Below are 25,069 nucleotides of genomic sequence, written 5' to 3'. Positions count from 1 at the left end.
CGGCACAGGAGATTTGCCTAACCTTGGGGTGCAAAGAACGCTCGCTGTGTTAAATACCGCGCTCATGAAACGCCGACTGCCATGGATCATCTTCAGCGCCTGCTTTGTGCTCATGATGACATCACTCGTCTGGCTCATGGTGGAATCGCGGCGCTCCCCTGCCCTGGTTGTCACGGCTTCGCCTTCCATTTCACGCAAGCCCCCGGCCACCACCCAGATGCCGCAACCGAGGCCCTTGTCAGTGCCCAGACAGCCAGACGCAGCACCGGCCGGGGCATCCGCCGCTCCCGCCATCGCCACGCTCAACGTTCCCGGTTCTCTGCCGAACGAAGCCTTGCTCACCTTCCGCACGCCAGAAGCACTCGCCGCGTTTCGTGACCGTGCCTCCGCCCTCGGGCTCGAAGTGCTCGGTTACGATCTCAAACTGCGTAGCGCACGCATCCGCTTTCGCGACACCAGCGGCCTGGAGAGCGATCTGAACGCGCATGCCGACGATTACACCCACGTCGGCCCGAATTACCTCGTTCGCATCCCCGGTCTGCCGGAGCCGACCGCACAGCCCGACACCGCCAATGCCGGAGGCCGTGAGCCGTTGAGAAGCCAGGGCCTCGACATGATCGGAGCCGCTGCCAATCGCTCCGGCTGGGGCCAGGGCATCACGGTTGCTGTCATCGACTCCGGCATTGCAGCCCATCCTTCGCTCAAAGACGCGCAGATCACCCACATCGACCTCGTGAACGACGGCAGCGCGATGAACGGCCACGGCACCGCGATGGCCTCGCTCATCGCCGGAAACAGCGAAAGCGTCGGCGGTGTCGCTCCCGCCGCCAAGCTGCTCGACATCCGCGTCGCCGACACCCACGGCGACAGCAACACCGCCCTGCTCTCCAGCGCCATCGTCAAGGCCACCGATCTCGGTGCTCGTGTCATCAATATCAGCCTTGGCTCCGCAGGTTCCTCACCCGTGCTCGAAGAAGCCGTACGCTATGCGCAGAGCCGCAACGTGCTGATCGTCGCGGCGGCGGGAAATGAGCAGCAGAGCAGCCTTTCCATGCCCGCAGGCATGCCTGGTGTCCTCAGCGTTGGTGCCGTCGATGCCACCGGCACCCAGGCGTATTTTTCCAACTCCGGCCCCGGCCTCACCCTCGCCGCCCCAGGCGTCGGCATCGTCTCCGGCTACGCGGAAAACAAGCTCGTCATCGGCAGTGGCACCTCCCAGGCCACGGCGATCACCAGCGGTGTCGTCGCCTCACTTCTCGCACGCGGCTATTACGGCCCGAACATCATCCCTCTGCTCACGCGCACAGCAAAGCCGCTCAGCGCTTCCAAAGAAGCCGTGGGCGCAGGCTTGATCCAGATCACAAAGTAGCTTTGCGGGCAAAACGTGCCACCAACCAAGCGGCGGCGCAGCTCACCGACATCGTCAGCGCGAACCAGTCTCCAAACCGCGCATAGAGTGTCAGCTTGCCAGAGCGTGGCACACTCACCTCTCCGGGTAGCACGCCTTCGAGAAACGAGGTGCCGGTTTCAGGATCGTTGAGGCGGGAGGTGATGCGACCGTGCGTGTCGATGAAGCAGGTAACGCCGCTGTTCGTGGCGCGGACCATGGGACGACGCAGTTCGATGGCGCGGAAGAGCGCGTTAGCCAGATGCACCTCGGTTTCGATGCTGTTGAGGAACCAACCGTCGTTGCTGAGGTTCACGATCATCTGCGGCGCTTCGCGCACAAATTTCCGCGCCACGCGGCCCACCGTGTCTTCAAAGCAGATGAGCGGGATGAGTTGTACCTCGGGCTTGATGAGTTGCAGTGGCTCGGTGCTATCGCCAGGAGTGAAGTCGCCCGGCAGCACGCCTTGCAGCAAAGAGAACGGCGGAATGTCGCGCAGCGGCAGGTATTCGCCGAACGGAACGAGGTGAACCTTGTGATGCTCCTGCCGGTTCGCCGCATGACCGTGAAACAACACGGCGGACACATGGCTCTTGCCATCGTCACGCAGGATCTCGGTGCCAGTGAGCAGGCTGAACTCACCGCTGTGCAGCAGATCGTCAAAGTAGCGTGTGTGCCAGCCCTTCGGCAATTGCTCGAACTTGTCATGCAGGTTCACCGGCAGGGCGCTCTCAGGCCAGATGACGAGATCGACGGGACTCTTGCCCTCCCGCGCCGAGGCATACATGCGGGTGAACTTGTTCAGCCGCTCGTAAATCTGCTGCGCCAGCCTGCCGGTCCACGCGTCCGCCTGCGCCACATACGGCTGCACCAGCACCGTGCGCACCTTGAGATCGCCTTTGCTGCCTTCCGTCAGCTTCAGCATGCCATACCCGGCCGTGACGAGCATGAGCACCAGCGCCACCGTGAAGTCGAGCCGCGTCTTGCACGTCCCTTCCCCGCGATACGCGAAAACGAGGCGCATGAGCGTGTTCCAAGCCGTACAGGCCGCGAACACAGGCAGAAACGACAAACCCATCACGCCCACCAGATCCGCCGCCTGGATGAGGACCAGATTGCGATGCATCGCCGTGCCGAGACCGTTCCAGCCGAAGCCGGTGAAGACCGTGGTGCTGCGCAGCCACTCGCACGCCACCCATGCCGCCGCCGCAAGGAAAGCGCACTTCAACGAATGCATCACACTCACCTGCCACAGGTCCTGCGTCAGCGTCTTCACATTGGGCCGGGCAAAGCGATGCGTGAACCAAGCCCACAGGCCGAAATACAACGCGCAATAGCCCGACAGGCCGATCACCGCGCCAAATCCCATCAACTCCGGCCCCCACCCCACCCACGAGTCATCCACCGCGCCGCCGATCACACGCGAGGAATGCCGCACCCAGAACAGATTCGGCAAAAAGAACGCCAATCCCGCGAGATACCCGCGCCAAAACGGACGCACCTGCACGCCCTCCGCATCCCGCCACGGCCACAGCACCGCAAGCAGAGGAAAAAGCCAGACCCACATGGCCAGGTCGGAATTCCAGCCTGGAAACGCAAAGACCAGAATGATCCCGCTGAGCAGCGGGGCGAGGAACAGAAACAGGCGCAGTTTTTTCGAGTCGGTCACGGGCTGGGACGATGCCGTCATCACCCGAAAAGCCAACCTGCAATCCATCATTTTATCATCATTGGCTGTGGCCGATTCCTCCCAAAAGTTGTCAGCACAGCAGCCTCGCCAAGCCGCGTTGTTTTCGGCGACACTGATCTCACAACCATGAAAGCCGCCATCCTCGTTCTCTTCGCCGCCATCACGGCCCACGCCGCACCTACCGGCCCCATTCGCGTGCTCTACCTTGATCCTGAAGGCAAGGAACAAACCGCCGTCGGCAAGTTGCATGAGGCCATGCGTGATCTCGGACGCGACGCGATCTGGTTTGACTACGCGAAGGAGGAACTGCCCGCCGAGAATTACGACCTGATCGTCAAGCCCGGCAGCGACTTGAGCCGTGAAGCGCTGCTTTCCAAAGTCTCGCCCGAACGCAAAGCCGAGCACGCCGCTTTCTTGAAACAGCGCGAGGCCGAAAAGCGCGAAAAGCACCCACAGGTGGCCAATTACGAGAAGCGCAAGGAACCGCTGACCTTTCAGAAGCCCTTCAGCGTGAAAGGCAGCATGGAACGCACGCAGGCGCCTGCCGACTGCGAATTGAAACTCTTCGCCAGTGAGCCGGACATCGCCAAACCCATCGCATTTGCCTGGGATGCTCGCGGGCGCTGTTGGGTCGTGGAGACGCGCGACTATCCGCACGGCGTCAGCACCAAGGGCGAGGGCCAGGACAGCGTGAAAATCTGCGAGGACACCGATGGCGACGGCAAGGCCGACAAGTTCACCGTCTTCGCCGACAAGCTCAATCTGCCCACCGGCATCGTGTTTGCCCGCAAAGGCATCATCATCGCCGCACCACCGAAGTTCATCTACCTCGAAGACACGGATGGCGACGACAAGGCGGACAAGCGCGAGACGATCATCGACTGCTGGGGCATCAAGGACACGCACGCGCAGGCCAGCAACCTGCACTACGGCTTCGACAACTGGATCTACGGCTGCGTCGGCTACAGCGGCATCGAAGGCCTGGTCGGCGGCAAAAAACAGCAGTTCTCGATGGGAACCTATCGCTTCAAACCGGACGGAAGCGTGATCGAGTTCCTGCATCAGTTCACCAACAACGCCTGGGCGCACAGCACCAACGACGCGGGCGATCAATTCGGCGGCACCGCGAACGGTGCCCCCATTTTCTTCGGCGGCATCCCTGCCACGGCTTATCCCGAAGGCTCACGCGGCATGACCGCCAAGAAGATCAACGTGGTCGATACCTGCCACACCATCACCCCGAACTTCCGTCAGGTGGATGTCTTTGGCGGCTACACCGCCGCCTGCGGCAGCAGCTTTGTTTACAGCGATGCCTTGCCAAAGCGCTTCCAAGGCAAGGCCATGGTCTGCGAACCCACGATGAAGGTTGTGGCGCTCTTCGATGTGCAACCCGACGGCGCAGGCTGGAAGGCGCTCGACTACATGAACCTCTACGCCAGCAGCGACGAGTGGAACTCGCCCGTCTATGCCGAAGTCGGCCCCGATGGTGCCGTGTGGGTGGCCGATTTCCAAAACTTCATCATTCAGCACAACCCCACGCCCAGCAAAGAACGCGGCGGCTTCGTAGCCAAGACCGGCGTCGGTGGAGCACATGAAAATGACCTACGGGATCACTCACGGGGGAGGATTTATCGAATCGTGAGCAAAGGAGCCCCCAAAGCCACTGACTCGCTGTATGGACGGCTCACAGCTCAGCGTTTGGCCGTCGAGAACAAATCCTATGAGGCCCATTCGACCTATGGAGTCCATGATCTTTGGACACAACACGCTCTCGGCAAACTTGACGCCAAAACCCACCAAGCAGCCCTCATCACCAAAGACGCCAAACTCCGCCGCAACGCCGTCCGTGCCCTCGGCAGTGACAAAGCCGCGCAGGATCTTTTCTTCGGCTCCGGCGTGTTTTCTGATCCCGATCTCCACACGCGTCTCGCGGCCTTCGTGAAGCTCGCGGATTTCCCCACCACGCCGGAAATCCAGACGCTCGTCAAAAAACTCGCGGCTGATCCCGTCGTCAAAGCGGACGAATGGCTGGCAGAAGCCGCCAAGATGCTCGGCAAGAAACACAAGGCCCTGAATTACAAGGAAGGGCCAAACCTGCTACCCAATCCCGGCTTTGAAGAACTCGCCGCCGACAAGAAAACGCCTGTGGGCTGGAAGCGCCGTGATTACGGCACGAAGCCCGGCAACAAAGGAGCCTCCTGGGGCATCGTCATCGACCCAAAGATGGTTCACAGCGGCAAACACGGCTTCCGTGTCATCACGCGAGAGGATGGAGACACCAGTTTCTTCGCTGACGTGGCTTTGAAGCCCAACACCGAGTACAAACTCAGCGCTTGGGTTAAAACGCACGCATTCAAAGGCAAAGCCAGCCTCAACGACCACATCGGTCGCGCCGAGACGACCAAGCTCACCCGTAATCAGGACTGGACCGAAGTCGAAGTGACTTTCAACAGCAAGGACCGCCCCAAGGCCAGCATCAACCTGCTTCAGGTCGGCAAAGGCGACACCTACTTCGATGACGTGAAGCTGTGCGAACTCATCATGGAAACCGAGGACGATGAATCCAAGCTCATCGGTGATGTGAAGACCGGCGAAAAGATCTTCTGGGAGCATCCCGTGGCCGCCTGCAAGAACTGCCACATGCTCAAAGGCCAGGGAAGCGCCGTGGGCCCCGCTCTCGACGGCATCGCCACGCGCAAAGATGCCGCCTACATCCTCGAAAGTCTCATCAACCCGAACGCGAAACTCGCCGAAGGCTACACCGCCACGCCGATCTCCCCGATGCCGCCGATGAACCTCATTCTCAAACCGCAAGAGTTTGCGGATGTGAAGGCATTTATCCTGAGCCTGAAATGAGGCCTCGCCCGCAGGCGTAATCTCGGCGTCTCATGTCTCCCGTGTCCCCACATCGCTGCTCAGGTCCGCTTTCACGCCGCAGTTTTCTCAGCCTGGGCTCGTTAGCCCTCTCTGGATGGTCGCTGAGTGACACGCTGCGCGCTGAAAGCATCGCCAAAGCAGCGGGAAGGAAGCTGAAGGACAAGTCGGTGATCTTTGTGTGGCTGCCAGGCGGCATGTCGCACCTGGAGAGCTACGACATGAAGCCGAATGCGCCGGTCGAGTATCGCGGCGTGCTCAATCCCATCCGCACCAACGTCCCCGGCACGCACCTCTGCGAACTGTTCCCAAAGCAGGCGAAGATGGCGGACAAGTTCAACATCATCCGCAGCGTGCATCATGAGTTCTCGGATCATGGCGGCGGGCACAAGCGCTTCATGACCGGGCGTAATCCCGCGCTGCCTGTGGGTTTTGTGAATGACGCGCCCTCGGTGCAGTCGATCATCAGTCGCAAACTCCAGCGCCAGGGACAGGCCATGCCCACCTGCGTCGCTGGCGTGGATCGTGGTCGCAGCGGCATTGACACCTTTTCTCTTGGCTCCGCCTATCTTGGACCATCGGCCTCGCCCTTCATGGTCGTCGGCGATCCAAGTGCGAAAGACTTCAAAGTCGAAAACATCGGCCTCACGCCGGACATGGAGTCTCGTCTCGATGACCGCATGCATCTGCTGCGTGGCATGGACAATCTTAAACGCGAGATGGACCGCGGCGGCCTCATGGAAGCCATGGACAGCTTCAGCCAGCGCGCCTTCGGCATGCTCACGACACCCGCCGTGCGAGATGCCTTTGATCTGAGCCAGGAACCCGCCCAAGTGCGCGAGCGCTACGGTTACAGCACCTACGGCCAGCGCGGCCTCATGGCGCGTCGTCTCGTCGAAGCGGGCTGCCGTTTCGTCACCATGGTTTGGGAGAACCCGTTCACGACGCAAATCCCCAAAAACTGCACCTACAACTGGGACAGCCATGCGGTGAACTGCGACATGTATGCCGACGCCCGCTGGCGAATGCCCGTTTATGACCAGGCCGCCTCCGCTTTGATCGAAGACATCCATCAGCGCGGCCTCGACAAGGACGTGCTTGTCATCATCACCGGCGAATTCGGCCGCACACCGAAGATCAATACGCAGATCGGCACGCAAACCGGCGTGAGCCAGCCAGGACGCGACCACTGGCCCAGCGCGATGTCTTTCATCGTCTGCGGCGGCGGCATGCAGACCGGGCAGGTCATCGGTGCCACCAATCCGCGCGGCGAATTTCCCATCGAGCGACCGCTCAGCCCGAACGACCTCTGGGCCACCGTGTATCAGCACCTTGGCATCGACCCCAACGACACGTTTGATGATTTCCAAGGACGTCCAATGCCCATCCTGCCTTCCGGCGAACCGATTCGAGAGCTGATGGCCCTGGCATAGTCCAGAAGGGCATCCCTTGAAGCTGAAGCAACGTTAGATTGACCCGAAGGCCAGTCTGGCCTTGATAACAGCACTCCAGGCCGCCCAGGCCTGAACGCAACCCACCAACAAACACTTCTATGGCACTCACCGTGGGCTCCAAAGCCCCCAGCTTCACCCTCAAGTCTAAATCCGCCTCCGGCCTGGCCGATGTCACGCTGCCCGCAGGTGGCAAGAACACCGTCATTCTGTTCTTCCCGCTCGCCTTCACCGGCGTCTGCACCCAGGAGCTTTGTGACATCACCGCCGGCCTCAGCAGCTACAGTGATCTGAATGCCGATGTCATCGGCATCAGTGTGGACAGCCCCTTCGCTCAAGAAGCCTGGGCGCAGAAGGAAAAGATCGGCATCACGCTGGTCAGTGACCTCAACAAGGAGGCCACCAAAGCCTACGATGTGCTGTTCCCAGGCTTGGCTGGCATCGGTGATACCTCCGCCCGCGCTGCTTTCGTGGTCGATAAAAACGGTGTGATCCAATACGCCGAACAAACCGCGACCCCGAAGGATCTGCCCAATTTCGATGCTGTTAAAGCCAAGCTGGCCACATTGGCCTGAAACTGAATCCATCTAAAATCAAAAAGGCGCGGGAGATGCTCCCGCGCCTTTTTTGTGACTTTTAAGCTCAGGACTTCGCGGCGGCAGGCTCTGCCGAAGCAGCAGCGCCTTTGACCGGAGCGTAGTAGTAGCTGGCGTAGTTGTAGTAAGTGTATTCTTTCAAGTTCGAGCTCGAACGGTTGAGGATGACACCACCGATGTTCACTTGGCGTTCGTAAAGCAGGTCGAGCGCCTTACCCGAAAGGCGAGCCATGGTGGAGGACATGCGGACCACAAACAACACAGAGTCGAGCTTCGGAGCAAAGCTCGCGGTGTCGTCGGCCACGAGAACCGGAGCACTGTCGAAGATGACGTAATCGTATTCTTCGCCCATCTCCTTGAGCATCTCCTCGGCGGTCTTTGAAAGAAGCATTTCCGAGGTCTGGTCAAACACCTCGCCACGGGCCAGCAGATCCAGATTGCGCGTGCTGGTTTCCTGAACGGCATCACGCCAGTGGAGTTTGCCACGCAGAGCCTCACTGAGCCCAGGAGTGGCTGGCAGCTTGAATAACTCGCTCACACCGCCGCGACGAAGGTCACAGTCGGCCAGGAGAACGCGTGCTCCAGCCAAGGCCATGGTGACCGCAAGATTGGAGGTGACGGTGGTCTTGCCCTCGTTCGGCACGGCACTGGTGATCAGAATGGTCTTTGGCGGCTTGCCCTGCCAGTTCTTGAAGAGAATGGAAGAACGCACGTTACGGAAAGCCTCGGCATAGAGGTGACGATCATCATTAGGACGCAGTAGCGCCACATCGCCACGATTACGTTGCTCCGGCACTTGCCCGAGCACAGCCTCGCCGGGAAACAATGCCTGAAACTCGCTGAAGGAGTTCATTCGGTCATCCAGACGGTCAAAAAGCAGTAGAATGATAATTCCCGCTCCAATACCAGCCACCAAGCCCACGACGATGGGCATGACCCAGTCTTCGACGTTCTCAGCAGCGGCGGTAGCACGCTCCTGGATGGCCACATAGTCAGCCTGCGTGTTGGCCGAGATGGTGAACTGCTCCACTTTCTCGAACATTTTTTCCCAGGCCAGCTTGGCCGCCTTGGCGTCTTCCTCGAGCTGTTTGTATTGCGCGAGCTTGGCACCCAAATCGAGGGCTTCTTTTTCCTTCTCGACAATCTGTGCTTCCAGCACTTGCACACGGCGCTCAACATCAGCCATTTGTGCCCGCATTTCGTCCTGGATTTGCTGAGAGTAAGAAGCCAAGAGAGCCTTCTGAGTCGTCAGCTCCTCCGTCACATCCTGCACCATCGGATGTTGCTCTTTAAATTGAAGCAGAAGAGAATCCAATTTGGTGCGCAACTCAGTGATTTTTGATTTGGTGCGCAGGTAATCCTGCTCGGCCATGGTCATGCCCATGCCGCCAGGTGAATTTTCCGACTTCACCCCGCCTGGAGGAGCTGCCTCAGCAGGCGTCGGGACGGCTCCCGGAGAAGCTGCCGCAGCCGAACTCAACAAGCGCTCGCGAGACTGCATCGCGGCATCGACATTTGCCAGAGCCAGCTTCAACTCAGCCTGAATGGTGCGCTGAGTTTCACGCTGTGCTTGCAAGTTGTTCAAAAACTGCGCGGCAGTGTTGTTGCTGTTGCTAATGGTAATCACGTTATTAGCCGCGCTGAACTTGGTCAGCCGGTCGTTACGCTCCTCCATGACTTTTTGTTTGTTCACCACCTCCTGGAGGAACTGCTGCAGCACCTTGCCCTGCGCCTGCTCCCGGATGCTCTGCCGGAACGCGATGAACTCGTCCAATAGAGAGTCGAGGAAGATTTTGGTGTATCTCGGCTCGGAACCGGTGGCGAGAATGTTGAAAATCGCCGACCCCTTGGTTTGTGCGACCCGTATATCGACTTCGGAATCCTTCAGGTCAGGATTGAGCGCACGCACACGCTCCAACGCACGGCGCTTCATTTCCGCACTCTCCACGGTCTCAATGATAGTACCGTAAAAGTCCGCCTGCTGCTCCCTCCATGTGTAGTTGTCGTTTGCCACCATCTGCCCGCCTGCCACAAGTTTGGCAAGGGACCGGAACTCCTGGGGACGACCAGTGATGCGTAGTGCCTGAACGCACACACCTATGCTGGCGGTCAGCAACAGAAACCACCAACGACGGCGCAGCAAGATTTTGTAACGCTGAAACTTGGCCGAGGCCTCGTGAATGCGACTCAGCGTACTCGATTGTGCCTGACCTGGGAGATTGAGAGTGTTTTCCATGTTGGGGGAATTAAAGGGCGGAAAATATCGACCACACGCCTTGCTACTGCCTGGGCCCCGTGAGGCACACAGAATCGTTCAAAGCGGCGGTTAAAGCCATTGGATTTTTAAACAGGCCGCATGTTCGATATTAGGCGGGGGACGGTTATTTTGAGATCGTCTCGGCTGTTTCTCGCAGCGCCGACAATGCTCAAAAGTTCCAATTCAATTCCTCAACAATGATCACGTCATCCTTACGAATGAAAATATCGCGCTCCAAGTCGCCTTTGCGCATGATGCCATCCACATTCACCAGAATGGTTTTGTTTCCCTGAGGTGTCTTGCGAACGATTTTCACTCTTTCCTTGTTCGCAAACTGGGCAAACCCCCCGGCGCGCAAAATGGCCTGGCTGATGGTTATATCCTCATTAGTCGGTAGATCGTATTTACCCTGTTTGGCAACGATGCCAAACATCACATAAAACTCCAAATCTATCGCGCCTTCCGCAATCTGATCCTTCTCGTTGAGTTGGTCGATGGCGATGAGAACAGTGGCAGTCTTGAAGAAGTTTTTCTCCAACTCCCGTTTGATCGTGTAGGCCAAGTCGCGGCTGGTTTTGCCCCTGGCATTAACTAAACCCACATACGGAGCCTGGACCTCGCCCGTCACGGCGACTTTCTGCTGCAACGCCTCACGACGATCTTCCACGATCCTAATGCTGACAGTGTCCCCGACGGAGATAGGACGGTTGTTGTCCAAAACCTCCATTGATGTTAAAACAGTCGCCCCGGCGTTAACTGCCCCCGTCTGCGCGGTTGGACGGGAAGACTTCGATGGCTCCGCAGATCGAAAACCAGCATCTTGTGCATTGGAGGAAGCCAATGAAGCCGCTAAAAGGATGAATAGAGTATAAAGTTTTTTCATGGAAAGCAGCAGCCAATATGAGGGACTGCATGTTTGGATGCAAACCCAGTCTGTCTTGAGACAGTCTTGAGTCCCAAACGTTAGAAATTGTAATTGAACCCAATGATGAGGCGGGTTTGCGTGGAATCCGTGTTGGCACCTTTCGCATCTGTGATGAAGTAACGATACCCCAGATTCATACCCGCTTTCGCAGAAATAATGTAGTTCAAATCGACAGCAAAACCATGCTGATCGGTGTCTTGACCGACAGCCCTTGAATCCGAGCGGCCAAAATGGTAGCCAGCCCCCGTCCTCCACTTGGAAGATATTTGGTGCGAGTAATAAAAATCGTAACCGTACTGGGTAACGTCGGCCTGTGCACCAGCAAAAGCGGGATTGAAGAACGATGGCTCCGCTCGTTCAAAGTAGCCCGACACTGAGAAGCGCCCCCCCTTCCAAGCCACCATGGACATACCGTAATTGACAAAATCAGCGGTAATAAAGTTGGAGGACAGGTTGATCGACGACTCATGCCCAACTGTCATTGTGTGGCTGAAACGTGCGTTGAGCTGATTCGTAATGCTCAAGTTGTAATAGTAGCTGCTCAGGTCGGTAGCATCTCCGGGACCCAACGGCGCCAAAACGGTGGGATCTTTAAATTCGAACATCTGCACGCCACCCGAAAGCTTTATGGTGGTGGATTTGCCAATCGGCATACTGATGAATGTCCCCCAATTGAAGAGAGTTGCGTCATTCAGAGTGGGCTGGGCATATTCAAGTAGGGAAACGCCACCTTCTGTGCCCAATATCCATGTCGCTGTGGGGCTATATGTCAGCGATGCATGAAGCGAGTTCATGGTACGATCAAACTGGTTGTTGTTATTCCCGAGCGCGTTCGACCATGTGTTCGTATAATTCAGCAACAGTGCCCATGCGGAATTGATCTGCCAATTAGCTGCAATCCCAAAATCATTCTGAAACACACCAAAGCTGCCTGTGCTTGCACCGCCAACGAAAGCATTGTTAACAGCCGGACGAACAGAAACGCGGTCATAAATGGTGATATAAACAGGCCCAGCTTTGATATCGAAGGCCAGGGTACTTCCAGGCAGGATGTTAAACAGGTAGCCGCCGTTCCCGTAAGCAGCGAACTCAGGATGATCAAAATAATGATCGACTCCAATGCCCGCTGTGACGCTCAGTACATTGTTTTGTGTGAGCCTATAATTGGCGCTGACATTCAACATGGTGCTGCTGATGAAATCAGAGACAGGGACAGGAGCGCGCTGAACATTGCTGTTGTATTCAAACCCTTGGTATAGACCCAGTCCAATATTGACCGGGCCCAGCTTCATGTTGCGTTTGCCAGAGAGAAATGGGTCCGAGGTGTAACTCGGCGCAAAGTAGCTCAAAGACTGGGAATACTGGCCAGAGTAGCTCGTGTAGTCACCAACCGCACGCGCAGCGAAAGCAGAACTGCCACTCCGGATAGATGGCTGTGAAATTTCACGATCGGATCGAAGAAGCTGCTGCAGGCTTTGGAAGCCCTCTTGGTCTTCCTGGCTCTTGTAGGCACCGCTTTCATAGTCATAAACCACATCTCCGCTGCGGGCGGCAGGGGCATTGGCTTTCATTTTGCTGGAACGCCCACGAAAATCATTGAAAAAATTGCTAGTCTGGGAAGGCGAGACCCCAAACTGAGCGCTTGCGGTTTGCGGTGACAAGGCCGCCACGAATAATAGCAGCAATGAACAAACACCAAAATGAGTGGGTCGGGAGTGGCTGATCAGCATGGCAGGAGAGCAAGGTCGGGAGGTTAATTTGCGATAGAAGCAATTCCAAACACCTTTGTCCATCCTAAAATACATTCCTTTTCGACACATTTATTCCCTCAAAATCAATCATCTGGCACTAAATTGCGAGAAAGACGTCACCTTGTAGCGCATACCTTCACTGCCCGCCTAGATGAAGATTGGAACTCTTTACAGCAATTACTCAGGTCAAGTTCTAGTTGAATTTCTCGTGTCGAAGCTTTTTCCCATGACCTGCGAGGGCTGTTTGGATCAGAAGGTGCCAGGACGATGTTGCGCAGCTTACTGATAAGCTTTCGAAGCGAGGGGGGACACGAGCAATTGTTCATCCAGCTTATTACTGTTCATTATAACATGTTCAAATGATTTAACTCTGTTCGTCTCCTTCTTGGAGCAAAACTTGACGATGCCACTCCCTAAGGGCATGTGCGGCCATGACTGAGAATCAATGTTCGGCAGATGCCGTCAGCCGCCTGACAATACCCGAATACGCCATGGCACTCGCTCATGTGGCCAGTCTGCGTTCCGAAGACCCGTTTCGTAAAGTCGGGGCAGTTGCAATCGACTTTGACAACCGAGTCATCGGCACCGCCTACAACGGTCTCGCTCCTGGTTACGACGCCGATCCCGACTTCTGGGCAGATCGTGATGCCCGGCGGAAATACATGCTACATGCTGAAGTGAACCTTTGCAGCCTTTTCACTCGTGGTAACGTCCGTCTCGTGGCTTGCACCACAAAACCCTGCACCAGTTGCATGCAGATGCTCTGTGCCTACGGCGTGAAGGAAGTTTATTTTCGTGAAGATTACCCGGAATCCGAAGCAGACGCGATTGCGAAGCGCTACGGCATTCAGTTGATCCAACTGGCGAACTACCCCCAGATCATCCAGTCCGGCGAAATCACCGCCTGATGAAGTATCATAGAGTTATGACGGCTCCATTGGCGTGGGATTCCAACGCTGCGGCGAAGAATTCCTGGGTGGCGACAGCCTCCTCCACTGTGGCGCAGCCGAAACGACTGTTGAGCAGACCAGCACGCTCCATCAAGTAGGCCGCCCACATCTGCTGGATCACATCTGGGAAACCGGGTTCAAAAATGCTCCCTGTAACGGCCTTGAAGGGCATGCCAAAGCCGAGATCGGTCTTTTTCCAGAACTGTTCTTTGCCGTTCTCGAACATCCACAGCGTCTTCGGCTCCTTGGTGCTGTAGCGCACCCCGCCCTCAGTGCCTAGCACTTCGATGAACCAAGTGTTCGTCTCCCCTGGTGCCATGCGCTTCATTTCCAGCCGCAAAGGTACCTCATGGCCGCCGATCTGTGTCCAGCAGTTCAGCAAGGCGTTGTCCCAGGTGTCGCAATCCGCCATTCCTCCTTTACCGTCTGGACGCTGAGGATAGCCTTTCTGGAGTTGGGCAAACACCCGCTGCGGACGCCAGCCCAGGCGGAGTGGAATATGGCAGGCATGCATGCCCAGATCACCGAGCACTCCGATCTCACCACAGAAGGCTGATTTGCGCTTCCAATTTGCTGGTTTGGTGGCGTCTAGGTCGCTGCTGTGATGGAATCCTGAAACCACCTCCAGAACTCGGCCCAGCTTCCCTACGGCGACCGCCTGGATCACACGCTGAGCGCCTGGCATGTAGGGAAACTCAGAACTGCAACGCACAAAGCACCCCGAAGCCTTCACCGCGTCCGCAATGCGGCGTGCCGAGGCTAGATCGATGCCAAAGGGCTTCTCCGCAAACAGATCCTTCCCTGCCGCCAGCACATCGCAGTATATCGCCTCATGCAGGTGATGCGGCACCGCCACATAAACCACATCCACCGCCGGATTAGCCAGCAATGCGTGATAATCCGCCGTGATCTGTGCGCAGGATGGAATGCGTTGGAACCAGTTCCGCACATCTTCCACGAGGTCGGCCACCGCCACCAGTTCCGGCTGTACCTCCACGTCCGTCAGGGAGCACCAGCGGGCGAAGGCGCTGGCCATTTCGCGGCCCATGAGGCCGCCTCCGATGATACCAATACCGATCTTTTTCATGTCTTTTCGGGCAAAAGGTTCTCGCTTCAGTCAGCTACCCTGGTGTTCTTCACTGCCAGTTCGTGCTGCGCCAGCTTCAAGTCAGCATCTACCATGATTTTGACCAGTTCCTTGAACTTCACCTTCGGTTCCCAGCCCAGCTTCTTACGGGCCTTGGCCGGATCACCGATGAGCAGGTCCACTTCCGCCGGGCGCTCATAGCGGGCATCGTATTTCACAAATTTCTCCCAGTCCATGTCCAGCAGGCCAAAGGTCTCCTGCACGAACTCCTTCACACTGTGCGTCTCGTTCGTGGCGATGACATAATCATCCGGCTCGTCCTGCTGGAGCATCATCCACATCATCTCCACATAGTCCTTGGCGTAGCCCCAGTCGCGCTTCGCATCCATATTGCCCAGCAGCAACTTGTCCTGCAGGCCCACCTTAATACGGGTCGCCGCACGCGTGATTTTGCGCGTCACGAAGGTCTCCCCGCGTCGTGGGGACTCGTGGTTGAAAAGAATCCCACTGCTCGCATGCAGGCCATAGCTCTCGCGATAGTTAACCGTCAGCCAGTGGCCGTAAACCTTCGCGCAGGCATACGGTGAGCGCGGCCAGAACGGCGTCGTCTCCACCTGCGGCACCTCCTGCACCTTGCCAAACATCTCCGAAGACGACGCCTGATAGAACCGAACTTTGCCCACCAGTCCTGTCTCGCGGATCGCCTCCAGAATGCGCTGCGTGCCCAGGCCAACGATGTCTCCGGTCGATTCCGGCACGTCAAACGACACCCGCACATGGCTCTGTGCCCCCAAGTTGTACACTTCGTCTGGTTTGAGATCGTATAGCAGTTTCACCAGCGCCACCGAATCCATCAAATCACCGTAATGAAGGTGCAGCGGCTTGCTGGTGTCCTGGTAGATATGCTCCAGCCGCCCCGTGTTGAAGGACGACGCCCGGCGGATGATCCCATGCACCTCGTAACCCTTCTCCAGCAGCAGTTCCGTGAGATACGAGCCGTCTTGTCCTGTGATGCCGGTGATGAGTGCTTTCTTCATGGTTGAAATCGAGCGCCGATGAGACAATACCACCCCCGCTTCCGCAAGGGGAAAACCAGGAACATATCAGTTGCGCCCAGCCCCGCTTCCCTTATTCTCCGCCCCCCAATCCCAGACCCCGTTTTCCTGCCATGAGAGCTGACCTCGTCGAACAAGCCGCGCAAATCATTAAAGACCCGCCCATCCTGATCAACATGGTCTCCAAGCGCGTCCGCCAGATCGCCCAGGGCCGCGCCCCGCTCGTCGAGCGCCGCCCCGGCCTTCGCGAGGCCGATCTCGCCCTGCTGGAAATCATCCAGGGCAAGATCACCGTGCAGACCATCGACAGCCTCTGATCCACCCGGCAGTCTGATCCTTTTGTGGGTTCCATGCGACACATGGAACCCATTTTTTGTACCGAGCGCCCCTCCGCATGACCTCCACCGAGATCGCCACCAACCGCAAAGCCGCGCGCGATTACCACATCCTCGAAAAATACGAGGCTGGCATCGAACTGCGTGGCACCGAGGTCAAATCCATCCGCCTCGGTAAATTGAACATCTCCGACGCCTTCGCCCGCGTCGATCGTGGTCAGGTCTGGCTCTACGGCTGTGACATCCAGACCTACGACAAGGCCAGCCACGAGACCCACGAGCCGCGCCGCACCCGCCGCCTGCTGCTGCACAAGAACGAAATCATGAAGCTGCTAGCCCAGACGCAGCAGAAGGGTCTCGCCCTTCCCGTTCTCCGTGCCTACTGGAAGGGCCACCGCATCAAATTTGAAATCGGCGTCGGCAAAGGCAAGAGCCACGGCGACCAGCGCCAAGATCTCAAAGAAAAGGCCGAAAATCGCGAAGCCGCCCGCGTCGTGGCCCATTTCAACGACAAGAACCGCCGCTGACACAGCCCGAGCCGCAGGCTCAATGCGTCAGCGCGTAGAAGATGATGTTGATGCCGAGCGGATAAGCGTACTTCTCGGAGAACTCGCGAAAGTACCACGGATCGGTGCCTTCCTGCTCCCAGCCTTCGCCGGTGTCCGTGTTCCAGCAGATGACCATCATCAGGCGACGTTTGTCGTCGAACACGCCACGATAATGGACATGCTCTGAGCCAGGCTTGTCGAACTCCCAAGTGATGCCCTGCTGGATGACGTACTCGGCGTAGCGGATGTGCGGGATCTGCGGTTTCACCTTCAGCGGGAAGACCATGTGGAAGATCTCATGCTCCAGGGGAATTTCCTCAATTTTACGATCCGGCCAGATCTGCTTCAGCGCGGCCTCAAAATTCTCCCAGGCCTCGGTGCCCCAGAAGTCATCGACCATGATGAAGCCACCGTTGAGCATGTAGTCACGCATCGTTTTGGCCTCCTCATCGGTGATGTTGATGTGCCCCACCTCGATCATGTACAAAAACGGGTAATGCCGCATCTGTTCGGGGTCGATATCCACGACGGCTCCGTTTGGATTCACCTGGAGTGATGTGAGCTGTTGGAGCCGGTAAGACATGTTCAGATCCGAATCTGGATAATCCGTGGACCACTGCCGCCCACCGCCACGTCCGAACCCACCACGCCCGCCATAAGCGGAGTTGTAGCGGATGCGGGCGAAGGTGAAGACATCGTTCGGCAACTCCTTGCTCACCGGCCAAGTGGGATAGGCATCATAACCATTGCGGCGGTATTCACGCGGATTCTCGGGCATGCTGCCGTCCTTGATGCCGAAATTTGCGGGTGTTCCGCCAATTTCCTCATTTTCCACAGCCACAACGAGACAGCCAACCAAGACCAGGGCTGCGACGAGGATTTTGGCGGCGCGGGGAGGTTTCATGCGGGAGTAAAACGTTGCTCAGCCCTGTCTCCTGCGAGCTTCTTTGGTACCGGTGGTCGGACTCGAACCGACACGTCCTCACGGACACAAGATTTTGAGTCTAGCGCGTCTACCAATTTCACCACACCGGCTTGTCTCAAAGAAGCGACTTTTAAATAGCGAGATCGCCGGAGGTTTGCAAGGCTTTTGGCGGTCCAAGTATCTCCTGCATCAAAATCGCCTGCCGCATCAGGGCGGGATCTCGACGTAAATTGTGCAAAGCGGCCAGCACGGAAACGGAAGTGGTTTTCTGCTGCGGAAAGTAAGTTTCCTTGGCCACCGCCGCAGGCGCAGGCGTGGCGGCGATCAGGGGGGTAGAGGCTGGCACTGTCGGGCTGCGGACAGGCTGGGCACGTTGCTGCGATACCAGGGGCGGAGACGGCGCGGACCTTGCAGGACGCGCCACCGGAACAGGTGGAGCCGGTTTGGCAGCCTCCTGCAACTCTTTCCAGGCCTTGCGCAGCTCTTCCCACGGCGAAGCAGCGACCACAGGAGGCGGAATCGGCGGCGGCTGACCGCCGCTCTGGCCGGCCTGCTTGCGCCAGGCGGCCTCACGCAGCCGCTGCTCCTCGGGATCGGCTGGCAGATCACGCTTGGACGCATCACGCTTCAACTGCCAGTTCTCCCAGAGCCACTTGATGAAGCTGGCGAGCACAAAAATGACGATGATTGCGATCTGCAAGGGATCGAAGTCACCACCGCGCATCAGAAAAGGCTGCATGGGAAGAATGGTGGAGCGCTAAACTACTTCGAGCCGGGCGAGTCGCCGGCGATCTTGCTGCGCATGTCGGTGTCGGCGAGGACGTTCTTGTACTTCGCGTAATCCATGACGCCAAGCTGGCCGTTGCGGAAGGCCTCGGCGATGGCCAGGGGAACCAGCGCCTCGGCCTCGACCACCTTCGCGCGCATTTCCTGAGTTCGGGCGGACATTTCCTGTTCAAGGGCGACAGCGGCGGCGCGGCGCATCTCCGCCATGGCTTGGGCGATTTTTTTATCAGCCTCGGCCTGCTCGGTCTGGAGCTTGGCACCGACGTTTTCACCGACGTCGATGTCGGCGATGTCGATGGAGAGAATTTCAAAAGCGGTGCCGGCATCCACGCCTTTGTGCAGCACGAGCTTCGAGATGCTGTCGGGATTTTCGAGCACGGCCTTGTAGGAGTCGGAAGAGCCGATGCAGGTCACGATGCCTTCACCCACACGGGCCACAACGGTTTCCTCGGTGGCACCACCGACGAAGCGATCGAGGTTCGTGCGGACGGTCACGCGGGCACGCACACGCAGGGAGATGCCGTCCTTAGCGACAGCATCGATCTTACCGCCCCGACCCATGTCCGGGTGCGGACAGTCAATGACCTTGGGATTGATGCTGGTGCGCACGGCTTCGAGGACGGTCTTGCCCGTGCCTTTGCAGGCGAGGTCGATGGCACAGGCGCGGTTGTAGTCCAGCGGGATACCCGCCTTGTCCGCAGCGATGAGGGCGAGCACGACATGCGTAACTTCGCCACCGGCCAGGAAGTGCGCCTCAAGCTGGTCGGTGTCGATGGGGATGCCCGCTTTGGCGGCCGTGATGCGTGTATCGACGATCAGCGCATTCGGCACACCACGCAGCCACATGGCGAGCAGAGTGGTGAAGCTGACGGGAGCGTTGGCGATGCGAGCACGCAGCCAGAGATTGAAGAATTTGGCGACGATCAGGAACAGGACGAGCGCGAGGATGATTACGACGCCTGTGATGAAAATTTCGAGGGTGGACATGGCTGGAGGGATGCGGGGGTTGGTTAAAGGGATGAATTAAATAGTACGAACGAGCAAATTCCCAGGTTCGGTAGAAATAACCTCCACCTGAGCTCCGGCAGCCGCCGGACCGTCCTGGCAGCGCACATCGTAGCGCTTGCCGGCGATCTCAGCACGCCCCAGCGGCCGCAGTTCAGTCAATGCAATACCCTGTTTGCCAACCGGGACATCGGAGACCGGGGTGCCTCCCACCGTGGCAGAGAGAGTCAGCGAGCGGTGAAAAAACTTCACGGCAAACCAGCGCAGCCAGGCCATCAAAACAGCGGCGGAAAATACCACGATCCCCAGGGCCAACGCCAGCCGCAGGCCCGAAGACCAGCCTGCCAGCTCATCCGAAAACAAGGTGATGCCCAAAGCGGCAAGAATAGAAATGGTGCCCAATACGCCAGCCACCCCTCCCGGCAGAAATGTTTCCAGCATGAGGAGAAAAACACCGAACAACGTGAGAATGGCGATGCTGGCGATCATGCCGTAATGCTGAACGTGACGCGAGAAGGCGTCAACCTGTCATGTGGGTGCCGCATTCTCCGCTTTTCAAGGCTTGCGCAAGGGCATCATCGTCTGCGTCCAGTCTTTGGCACCGGGCGGGATGTCCCCAAGATTGAGAAACGTCGGGGAGGCCGGGCTGGCGAAGCTGGTGCGAGCGAGACGGGAGGGATCTGCTGTGGCTGAGGCTTCCAACAGATTCTTAGACACCGGTTTCAGCGGTGTTCCAACTGGCGAACGTGTCAGAATGGGATCGCCGCCCAGCTCAGTGCGCGGCTCAATGCGCGTCCAGGTGTTCGCAGACCAATAATCCCCTTTCCAGGCACGGTTGGCGCTGACCGGCACATAAAGAGCGAAACGGTCAAACAGCACTTCCGGCACATAGCGGCTGCCCACGCGACTGGCCAGCGGCGGATCGGTCGGATCAGGACGACTTTCGGTGGATTCGATGAGGTACTCTTTGTCGTCGATCTTCACCACGCACCAAGCATGCCCGCCCAGGTCGCCATAACGGCCCAGGGCCACCCGCACTTGGAAGCCACGGGACATGAGCCAGTCAGCCAGGAAAATCGAGGAATCTTCACAGTCTCCCCGCTGCAGCCGCTGTGTCTCATCGGCGAACTGCCAACTGTCCATCTGGTCTTTTTTGGCAAAGCTGCTGCCAGCCTTCGCACCAGGGTCGTTGGCGTAACGACAGTTGGCGTTCACAGCAGACCAGATGGTAAAAAGCTGCTGCACACGGGACTGGTTTTTGGAGAAGACCGCAGGCGGCGCGTAGCCGGTCAGAAACTCGTTCACATAGCGAAATTTGCCGGCGCTGTCGGCGGCGATCACGGCGTATTTGCGGCGGCATTTCGGGCACTCCAGCGCCATGCTGCGCCGGGCATTGGACAGCTTCATGAAGTGCGGCTGGCGGCAATGCGCACAACTGCTGAAAAACGGCTCGTCCGCCGATTTTGACAACGCCTCAGGAGTAAACTCTCGCAACCGCTGCCCCATGACAAGGAGTGCCTCATGCATCAGACCACTGGCACGGGGGCGAAGTGCCACAGCCATGTGGGTCATTTCCGGCTGGGCACGATGCGCATACTCATGAAAGCGCTGCAGAAGTTCCCGCAGACTGGGGCTACTGGCGGAACACACAGATACGCGGTAGTAGCGTGGCATGCCATTTTGCACCTGTTCCGTGACCTTGTTCAGGTCTGCGGTGTCGATCTGAGGAAACTCCCGTTCCAGCCAAGCTTCCATCTCGGGATCCACCCGCAGCATGGGCGTTTTCGCAGCCATGCGAGCGTAGTTAAACTGATCCACGAGGTCGATGCGGAACCTGGGCACTGAATACTGTGAGGCCGGGCTGGCTGTCATCTCTGAAAGGCGCATTTTCCAGCCCTCCAACCAGCCCTCCTTCATCGCGGCGACTCCTCCTGCCAGCAGAACGGCAGAGGCGATGGACCATGTGATGAGGCGGCTATTCATGAGGTTGGAATTATAGTTTTTATAATCCCTCGCGCAACAAAAACCCCTCCCGTGACAAAGTCCTTACGATTTGACCGGTTTTGCCAGCCTAAGAACTGAACAACCTACTTCCTACTTTTTTGGGGTGTATGGGATGCGCGGCTTGTACGGCCAAAGTTTCGGTGCGCTCAGTCCGATGGCCCCAAACAGGGTGCCCGGGCTTTCATCGACCTCATTCTTAGGATCGCCAAACCATGCAGCCTGCGGATGGCCTGCGGCATTCGACACGAAAATGCCGCCATCTTCAGAGCGCCCGATCAGGACACCCAGTGTGCGCAGACGTTTCGGCGCTTTGTAGTAGGTGCCTTCGGCGGAAGCCACCTCGGCCTTGTATTCACCAGCAGGAAACAAAATCCGCCCCTGACCGCACTCACGCTCCTCATTCTGGCCCACCACGATACTGGGAGCGCCGGAGGGTGCCATGGTAACGGAGCCACAGGCAGCAAGCAGCAACGGCATGATCAAGGCGGAAAGCGTGGAGGAGAGTTTCATGAGTAACTAATGTTAGGTCTGCATGGGGTAGCAGAACACAAGCCAGCAGAGAAACACAAAATGCTTCAGGCACCATTTTGTCTCCCTGTTATCAGGATATCGCCCTAATAAATGTGGCGTTTCACGCCACATTTATTACTATAGTCTACGATATGAATTATGCGTTAGTCGGGTTTGATTAAAATTCACATGAAACCAGTTTTTTGGCTTTTTGGCCTCCCATGCTCAGGTAAAACCACCTTGGCGGCTGCCTTGCGCGGGCATTTTCAAGCCTCAGGTGAATCCATCATCCTTCTCGATGGCGATGAACTCCGCTCCGGCCTCTGCGCAGACCTCGGATTCAGCGATGACGACCGCTGCGAGAATCTGCGCCGAGCCGCCAGCCTCGCCCAATTGCTCGCCAGGCAAGGCCAGAGAGTCATCTGCGCTTTTGTGACTCCGAAAGAGCATCACCGCGACCTTGTGCGGCAGATTCTCGGCACAAACGTCCGCCTCATCCACATCGACTGCCCGTTGGAGGTCTGCATGAAGCGCGATGTGAAAGGCCTCTACGCCAAGGCTGCGAATTCGCAAATGACTGGCATGACCGGCCTGCAGGACACCTTTGAACCACCCTTACAGGCAGATTTCTCCATCCAAACCAGCCGGGTCAAAATCAAAGAAGCAATTTCAAGTCTCCTGACTTGGGCGACAAGCCCCCCTCAAAGACGCTCTTGACCCTCCGGCAAAAGCCACTACCCTCCGCGCCCCACGCCCCGCCGAAAGCAGCCTCATGCGCCTCGTCTGGTCACGTGGCCTCCAATATCATGAAAGCTGACATCCATCCAAAGACCTCCGAGACGACGATTACCTGCACCTGCGGTGCTGTGTATAACACGATCTCCACCGTGCCAAACCTCCGCATCGGCATCTGCTCCGCCTGCCACCCTTACTTCACCGGTGAACAGCGCTTCATCGACACCGCCGGTCGCGTGGACAAGTTCGCCCAGCGCTACGGTTCCACCCGCGCCCGCCGCACCGCTCCGAAGCTCGGTGCAGCCGAAGCTGCTCCTGCCGCCGCCGAAGCTTAGCTCTCAAATTTCTCACTTTAGACCAACGGTGCCCACGCCTTCGTGCTGGGCACCGTTTTTCTTTGCCTGCTTCCATTTTCCCGCCCTTCGCCCTCAGCTCTTAGCCACCCATGGACTACTCCGCCGTCATCGCCGGCAAACGCACCCGCTTCGCCGACCTCGAAGACATCATCGGCCGCCCCAATTTCTACGACGACGCCAAAAAGGCTGGCGACATGCTGCGCGAGCACCGCAGCCTGCAAAAACTCCTCACCGATTGGGCCGCGTATGAGAAAACGCAGACCGAACTGGCCGAGAACCGCGTCATGGCCAAGTCCCAGGAGGACAAGGAACTCGCCGAGATGGCCGCCGCAGAAATTCCCGTGTTGGAGCAGCGCCTCGTCGATCTCGAAAAGGCTATCCAAGAGTCCATCCTGCCGCCCGATCCGCTCGAAGGCCGCGATGTCATCCTCGAAATCCGCGCCGGCACCGGCGGCGATGAAGCCAGCCTCTTTGCCGCCGATCTGCTGCGCATGTACAGCCGTTTTGCTGAAACCAAGGGCTGGAAAATCGAGCAGCTCGACTCCAGCCCCTCCGAAGTCGGCGGGTTTAAGGAAGTCATCGTCAAAATCAGCGGTGATGACGTGTACCGCGTCATGAAATACGAAAGCGGCGTCCACCGCGTGCAGCGCGTGCCCGCCACCGAGGCCCAGGGCCGCATCCACACTTCCGCCGCCACTGTCGCCGTGCTCCCGGAGGCCGAGGAGGTCGATTTCGAGCTCAAGCCTGACGAGGTTCGCATCGAAGTCTGCCGCTCCTCCGGTGCTGGCGGCCAGGGCGTGAACACCACCGACTCCGCCGTGCAGGTGCTCCACATTCCCACCGGCACCATCGTGCGCTGCCAGGACGGCCGCAGCCAGATCAAGAACAAGGAAAAAGCCCTCAGCATCCTGCGCTCACGCCTGCTCGAAAAGAAGCAGCAGGAAGAGGCCGCCAAATACTCCGCCAACCGTAAGAGCCTCATCGGCGGCGGCGGTCGCGAGGAAAAAATCCGCACCTACAACTACCCGCAGAACCGCGTCACCGACCACCGCATCGAGCTGACCCTCTACAACCTCGACCAGTTCGTCGAAGGCCGCATCACCGACATGCTCCAGGCCCTCCTCGCCAGCGACCTCAAGGAGCGCCTCTCCGAGGCGGGGCTGAATTAAACGCGAGTTCAGGCAGAAGTGCTTAAAATGAAGGTTCAGTGATGGGCCTCCCTGGACTCGGACACCGTGACAAAGTGACTGCCGCCCGCTCCCTGCACCCGCTTGTTGAACCCTGATCATGCAATAGAAGACAGGCCAATCGGCGTGTCGCATGTCAGATTAAGGGATTGACGAGTATGCAAGAATCACCGGGATGGTGAACCTACCGATTGAATACTCTGACAAGCTGGTGACGCCCTTTGGCGGCATGGCGCTGATGAAACGCTTCATCGACCAGACCGGCATCCGGGAGCATCTGGCCACCCTGGATTTGCCTCAAGGTGGATCGAACCGTGCCTATGATCCGGTGCAGATCATCGAAAGCTTTTGGCTCGGCATCTGGACGGGAGCCAGCCGCTATATCCACTGCGACTGGTTGCGCCAGGATCAAACGCTAGCGGCCATTTTTGGCTATGAGAGCCTGCCGAGCCAAAGCACCTACCGCCGGTTCTTTGGCAAGTTCTCGCAGGCACGCAACACCGCCGTGTTCCCGCCATTGCAGAGGTGGTTCTTCTCGCAGATCAACGTGGGCGCGGTGACGGTGGACTTCGATAGCACGGTCATCACGCGCGATGGCAGTCAGGAAGGCTCGGCCAAAGGTTACAACCCCAACCGCAAAGGGCGCAACTCGCAC

At 58.0% G+C, this 25,069-nt stretch carries 23 protein-coding genes and 1 tRNA gene; 11 read left to right on the top strand and 13 right to left on the bottom strand.

Annotation, left to right across the window (positions count from 1 at the left end; all coding sequences use genetic code 11):
- The first annotated feature begins 64 nt into the window (after nucleotides 1-64).
- Entirely contained in the window at nucleotides 65-1,369 is a 1,305-nt protein-coding gene (locus ACILSI_RS13150) for a S8 family peptidase (RefSeq protein ID WP_395722341.1), read from the top strand.
- On the opposite strand, the gene lnt is transcribed toward ACILSI_RS13150, so the two are convergent.
- Nucleotides 1,359-3,056, bottom strand: a complete 1,698-nt coding sequence (gene lnt / locus ACILSI_RS13145) for an apolipoprotein N-acyltransferase (protein WP_395722340.1) — start codon at nucleotides 3,054-3,056, stop codon at nucleotides 1,359-1,361. The genes ACILSI_RS13150 and lnt overlap by 11 nt on opposite strands.
- A 147-nt stretch (nucleotides 3,057-3,203) precedes the next feature.
- On the opposite strand from lnt, the gene ACILSI_RS13140 reads away from it, so the two are divergent.
- The 3 genes from ACILSI_RS13140 (at nucleotide 3,204) to ACILSI_RS13130 (ending at nucleotide 7,977) form a co-directional block, all read left to right on the top strand.
- Nucleotides 3,204-5,933 carry a PVC-type heme-binding CxxCH protein gene (locus ACILSI_RS13140; RefSeq protein ID WP_395722339.1) on the top strand — a complete coding sequence of 910 codons (2,730 nt, stop codon included), beginning with the start codon at nucleotides 3,204-3,206 and terminating at the stop codon, nucleotides 5,931-5,933.
- Between the two features lie 32 nt (nucleotides 5,934-5,965).
- The gene (locus tag ACILSI_RS13135) at nucleotides 5,966-7,384 is read left to right on the top strand and encodes a DUF1501 domain-containing protein (protein WP_395722338.1); all 1,419 of its coding nucleotides are present in this window, start codon (nucleotides 5,966-5,968) and stop codon (nucleotides 7,382-7,384) included.
- Between the two features lie 119 nt (nucleotides 7,385-7,503).
- Nucleotides 7,504-7,977 (top strand): redoxin domain-containing protein, encoded by a 474-nt coding sequence (locus tag ACILSI_RS13130; RefSeq protein ID WP_395722337.1) that lies wholly within the window; start codon nucleotides 7,504-7,506, stop codon nucleotides 7,975-7,977.
- Nucleotides 7,978-8,044: 67 nt separating this feature from the next.
- Here ACILSI_RS13130 and ACILSI_RS13125 read toward each other — a convergent pair whose 3' ends face one another.
- The 3 genes from ACILSI_RS13125 to ACILSI_RS13115 all read right to left on the bottom strand — a co-directional run bounded on the left by ACILSI_RS13125 (nucleotide 8,045) and on the right by ACILSI_RS13115 (nucleotide 12,910).
- Nucleotides 8,045-10,234, bottom strand: coding sequence for a polysaccharide biosynthesis tyrosine autokinase (locus ACILSI_RS13125; protein WP_395722336.1), 2,190 nt, complete (start codon nucleotides 10,232-10,234; stop codon nucleotides 8,045-8,047).
- Nucleotides 10,235-10,424: 190 nt separating this feature from the next.
- A complete protein-coding gene (locus ACILSI_RS13120) occupies nucleotides 10,425-11,138 on the bottom strand; it encodes a polysaccharide biosynthesis/export family protein (RefSeq protein WP_395722335.1) in 714 nt (237 codons plus the stop codon).
- 80 nt (nucleotides 11,139-11,218) lie between these two features.
- Nucleotides 11,219-12,910: a hypothetical protein gene (locus tag ACILSI_RS13115; RefSeq protein ID WP_395722334.1), complete on the bottom strand. Its 1,692-nt coding sequence runs from the start codon at nucleotides 12,908-12,910 to the stop codon at nucleotides 11,219-11,221.
- Between the two features lie 452 nt (nucleotides 12,911-13,362).
- On the opposite strand from ACILSI_RS13115, the gene ACILSI_RS13110 reads away from it, so the two are divergent.
- Entirely contained in the window at nucleotides 13,363-13,839 is a 477-nt protein-coding gene (locus ACILSI_RS13110; protein WP_395722333.1) for a deoxycytidylate deaminase, read from the top strand.
- Between the two features lie 7 nt (nucleotides 13,840-13,846).
- Here the strand turns inward: ACILSI_RS13110 and ACILSI_RS13105 are convergent, their stop codons facing one another.
- Nucleotides 13,847-14,968, bottom strand: coding sequence for a Gfo/Idh/MocA family protein (locus tag ACILSI_RS13105; protein ID WP_395722332.1), 1,122 nt, complete (start codon nucleotides 14,966-14,968; stop codon nucleotides 13,847-13,849).
- A gap of 26 nt (nucleotides 14,969-14,994) precedes the next feature.
- Entirely contained in the window at nucleotides 14,995-16,005 is a 1,011-nt protein-coding gene (gmd, locus tag ACILSI_RS13100) for a GDP-mannose 4,6-dehydratase (RefSeq protein ID WP_395722331.1), read from the bottom strand.
- Between the two features lie 131 nt (nucleotides 16,006-16,136).
- Here gmd and ACILSI_RS13095 point away from each other — a divergent pair, with 131 nt between their 5' ends.
- Complete coding sequence (locus ACILSI_RS13095; RefSeq protein ID WP_395722330.1) at nucleotides 16,137-16,340, top strand: DNA-directed RNA polymerase subunit omega; 204 nt, start codon at nucleotides 16,137-16,139, stop codon at nucleotides 16,338-16,340.
- Nucleotides 16,341-16,417: 77 nt separating this feature from the next.
- Nucleotides 16,418-16,885, top strand: coding sequence for an SsrA-binding protein SmpB (smpB, locus tag ACILSI_RS13090; RefSeq protein WP_395722329.1), 468 nt, complete (start codon nucleotides 16,418-16,420; stop codon nucleotides 16,883-16,885).
- A 19-nt stretch (nucleotides 16,886-16,904) separates the two neighbouring features.
- Here the strand turns inward: smpB and ACILSI_RS13085 are convergent, their stop codons facing one another.
- The 7 genes from ACILSI_RS13085 to ACILSI_RS13055 form a co-directional block, all read right to left on the bottom strand.
- Nucleotides 16,905-17,810, bottom strand: coding sequence for a DUF4159 domain-containing protein (locus ACILSI_RS13085; RefSeq protein WP_395722328.1), 906 nt, complete (start codon nucleotides 17,808-17,810; stop codon nucleotides 16,905-16,907).
- A gap of 44 nt (nucleotides 17,811-17,854) precedes the next feature.
- Nucleotides 17,855-17,941: transfer RNA gene (locus ACILSI_RS13080), tRNA-Leu, on the bottom strand.
- A gap of 20 nt (nucleotides 17,942-17,961) precedes the next feature.
- Nucleotides 17,962-18,570: a hypothetical protein gene (locus tag ACILSI_RS13075; RefSeq protein WP_395722327.1), complete on the bottom strand. Its 609-nt coding sequence runs from the start codon at nucleotides 18,568-18,570 to the stop codon at nucleotides 17,962-17,964.
- A 23-nt stretch (nucleotides 18,571-18,593) separates the two neighbouring features.
- Nucleotides 18,594-19,604 (bottom strand): flotillin-like protein FloA, encoded by a 1,011-nt coding sequence (gene floA, locus ACILSI_RS13070; RefSeq protein WP_395722326.1) that lies wholly within the window; start codon nucleotides 19,602-19,604, stop codon nucleotides 18,594-18,596.
- A 36-nt stretch (nucleotides 19,605-19,640) separates the two neighbouring features.
- Nucleotides 19,641-20,111, bottom strand: coding sequence for an NfeD family protein (locus ACILSI_RS13065; RefSeq protein ID WP_395722325.1), 471 nt, complete (start codon nucleotides 20,109-20,111; stop codon nucleotides 19,641-19,643).
- Nucleotides 20,112-20,177: 66 nt separating this feature from the next.
- Nucleotides 20,178-21,605 (bottom strand): hypothetical protein, encoded by a 1,428-nt coding sequence (locus ACILSI_RS13060; protein ID WP_395722324.1) that lies wholly within the window; start codon nucleotides 21,603-21,605, stop codon nucleotides 20,178-20,180.
- A 111-nt stretch (nucleotides 21,606-21,716) separates the two neighbouring features.
- The gene (locus ACILSI_RS13055; protein ID WP_395722323.1) at nucleotides 21,717-22,136 is read right to left on the bottom strand and encodes a hypothetical protein; all 420 of its coding nucleotides are present in this window, start codon (nucleotides 22,134-22,136) and stop codon (nucleotides 21,717-21,719) included.
- Between the two features lie 189 nt (nucleotides 22,137-22,325).
- On the opposite strand from ACILSI_RS13055, the gene cysC reads away from it, so the two are divergent.
- The 4 genes from cysC to ACILSI_RS13035 form a co-directional block, all read left to right on the top strand.
- Nucleotides 22,326-22,853, top strand: coding sequence for an adenylyl-sulfate kinase (gene cysC, locus ACILSI_RS13050; protein ID WP_395722322.1), 528 nt, complete (start codon nucleotides 22,326-22,328; stop codon nucleotides 22,851-22,853).
- A gap of 89 nt (nucleotides 22,854-22,942) precedes the next feature.
- Nucleotides 22,943-23,206: a 50S ribosomal protein L31 gene (rpmE, locus tag ACILSI_RS13045; protein WP_395722321.1), complete on the top strand. Its 264-nt coding sequence runs from the start codon at nucleotides 22,943-22,945 to the stop codon at nucleotides 23,204-23,206.
- 110 nt (nucleotides 23,207-23,316) lie between these two features.
- The gene (gene prfA / locus ACILSI_RS13040; protein WP_395722320.1) at nucleotides 23,317-24,396 is read left to right on the top strand and encodes a peptide chain release factor 1; all 1,080 of its coding nucleotides are present in this window, start codon (nucleotides 23,317-23,319) and stop codon (nucleotides 24,394-24,396) included.
- 193 nt (nucleotides 24,397-24,589) lie between these two features.
- A partial coding sequence (locus tag ACILSI_RS13035; protein WP_395722319.1) for a transposase occupies nucleotides 24,590-25,069 on the top strand: 480 nt, incomplete at its 3' end.

The sequence above is a fragment of the Prosthecobacter sp. genome, assembly GCF_044232965.1.
In the GTDB taxonomy this organism is placed as follows: Bacteria; Verrucomicrobiota; Verrucomicrobiia; order Verrucomicrobiales; family Verrucomicrobiaceae; genus Prosthecobacter.
The sequence above is the reverse complement of the archived record's forward strand: the minus strand, read 5'-3'. Positions and strand labels throughout refer to the sequence as shown.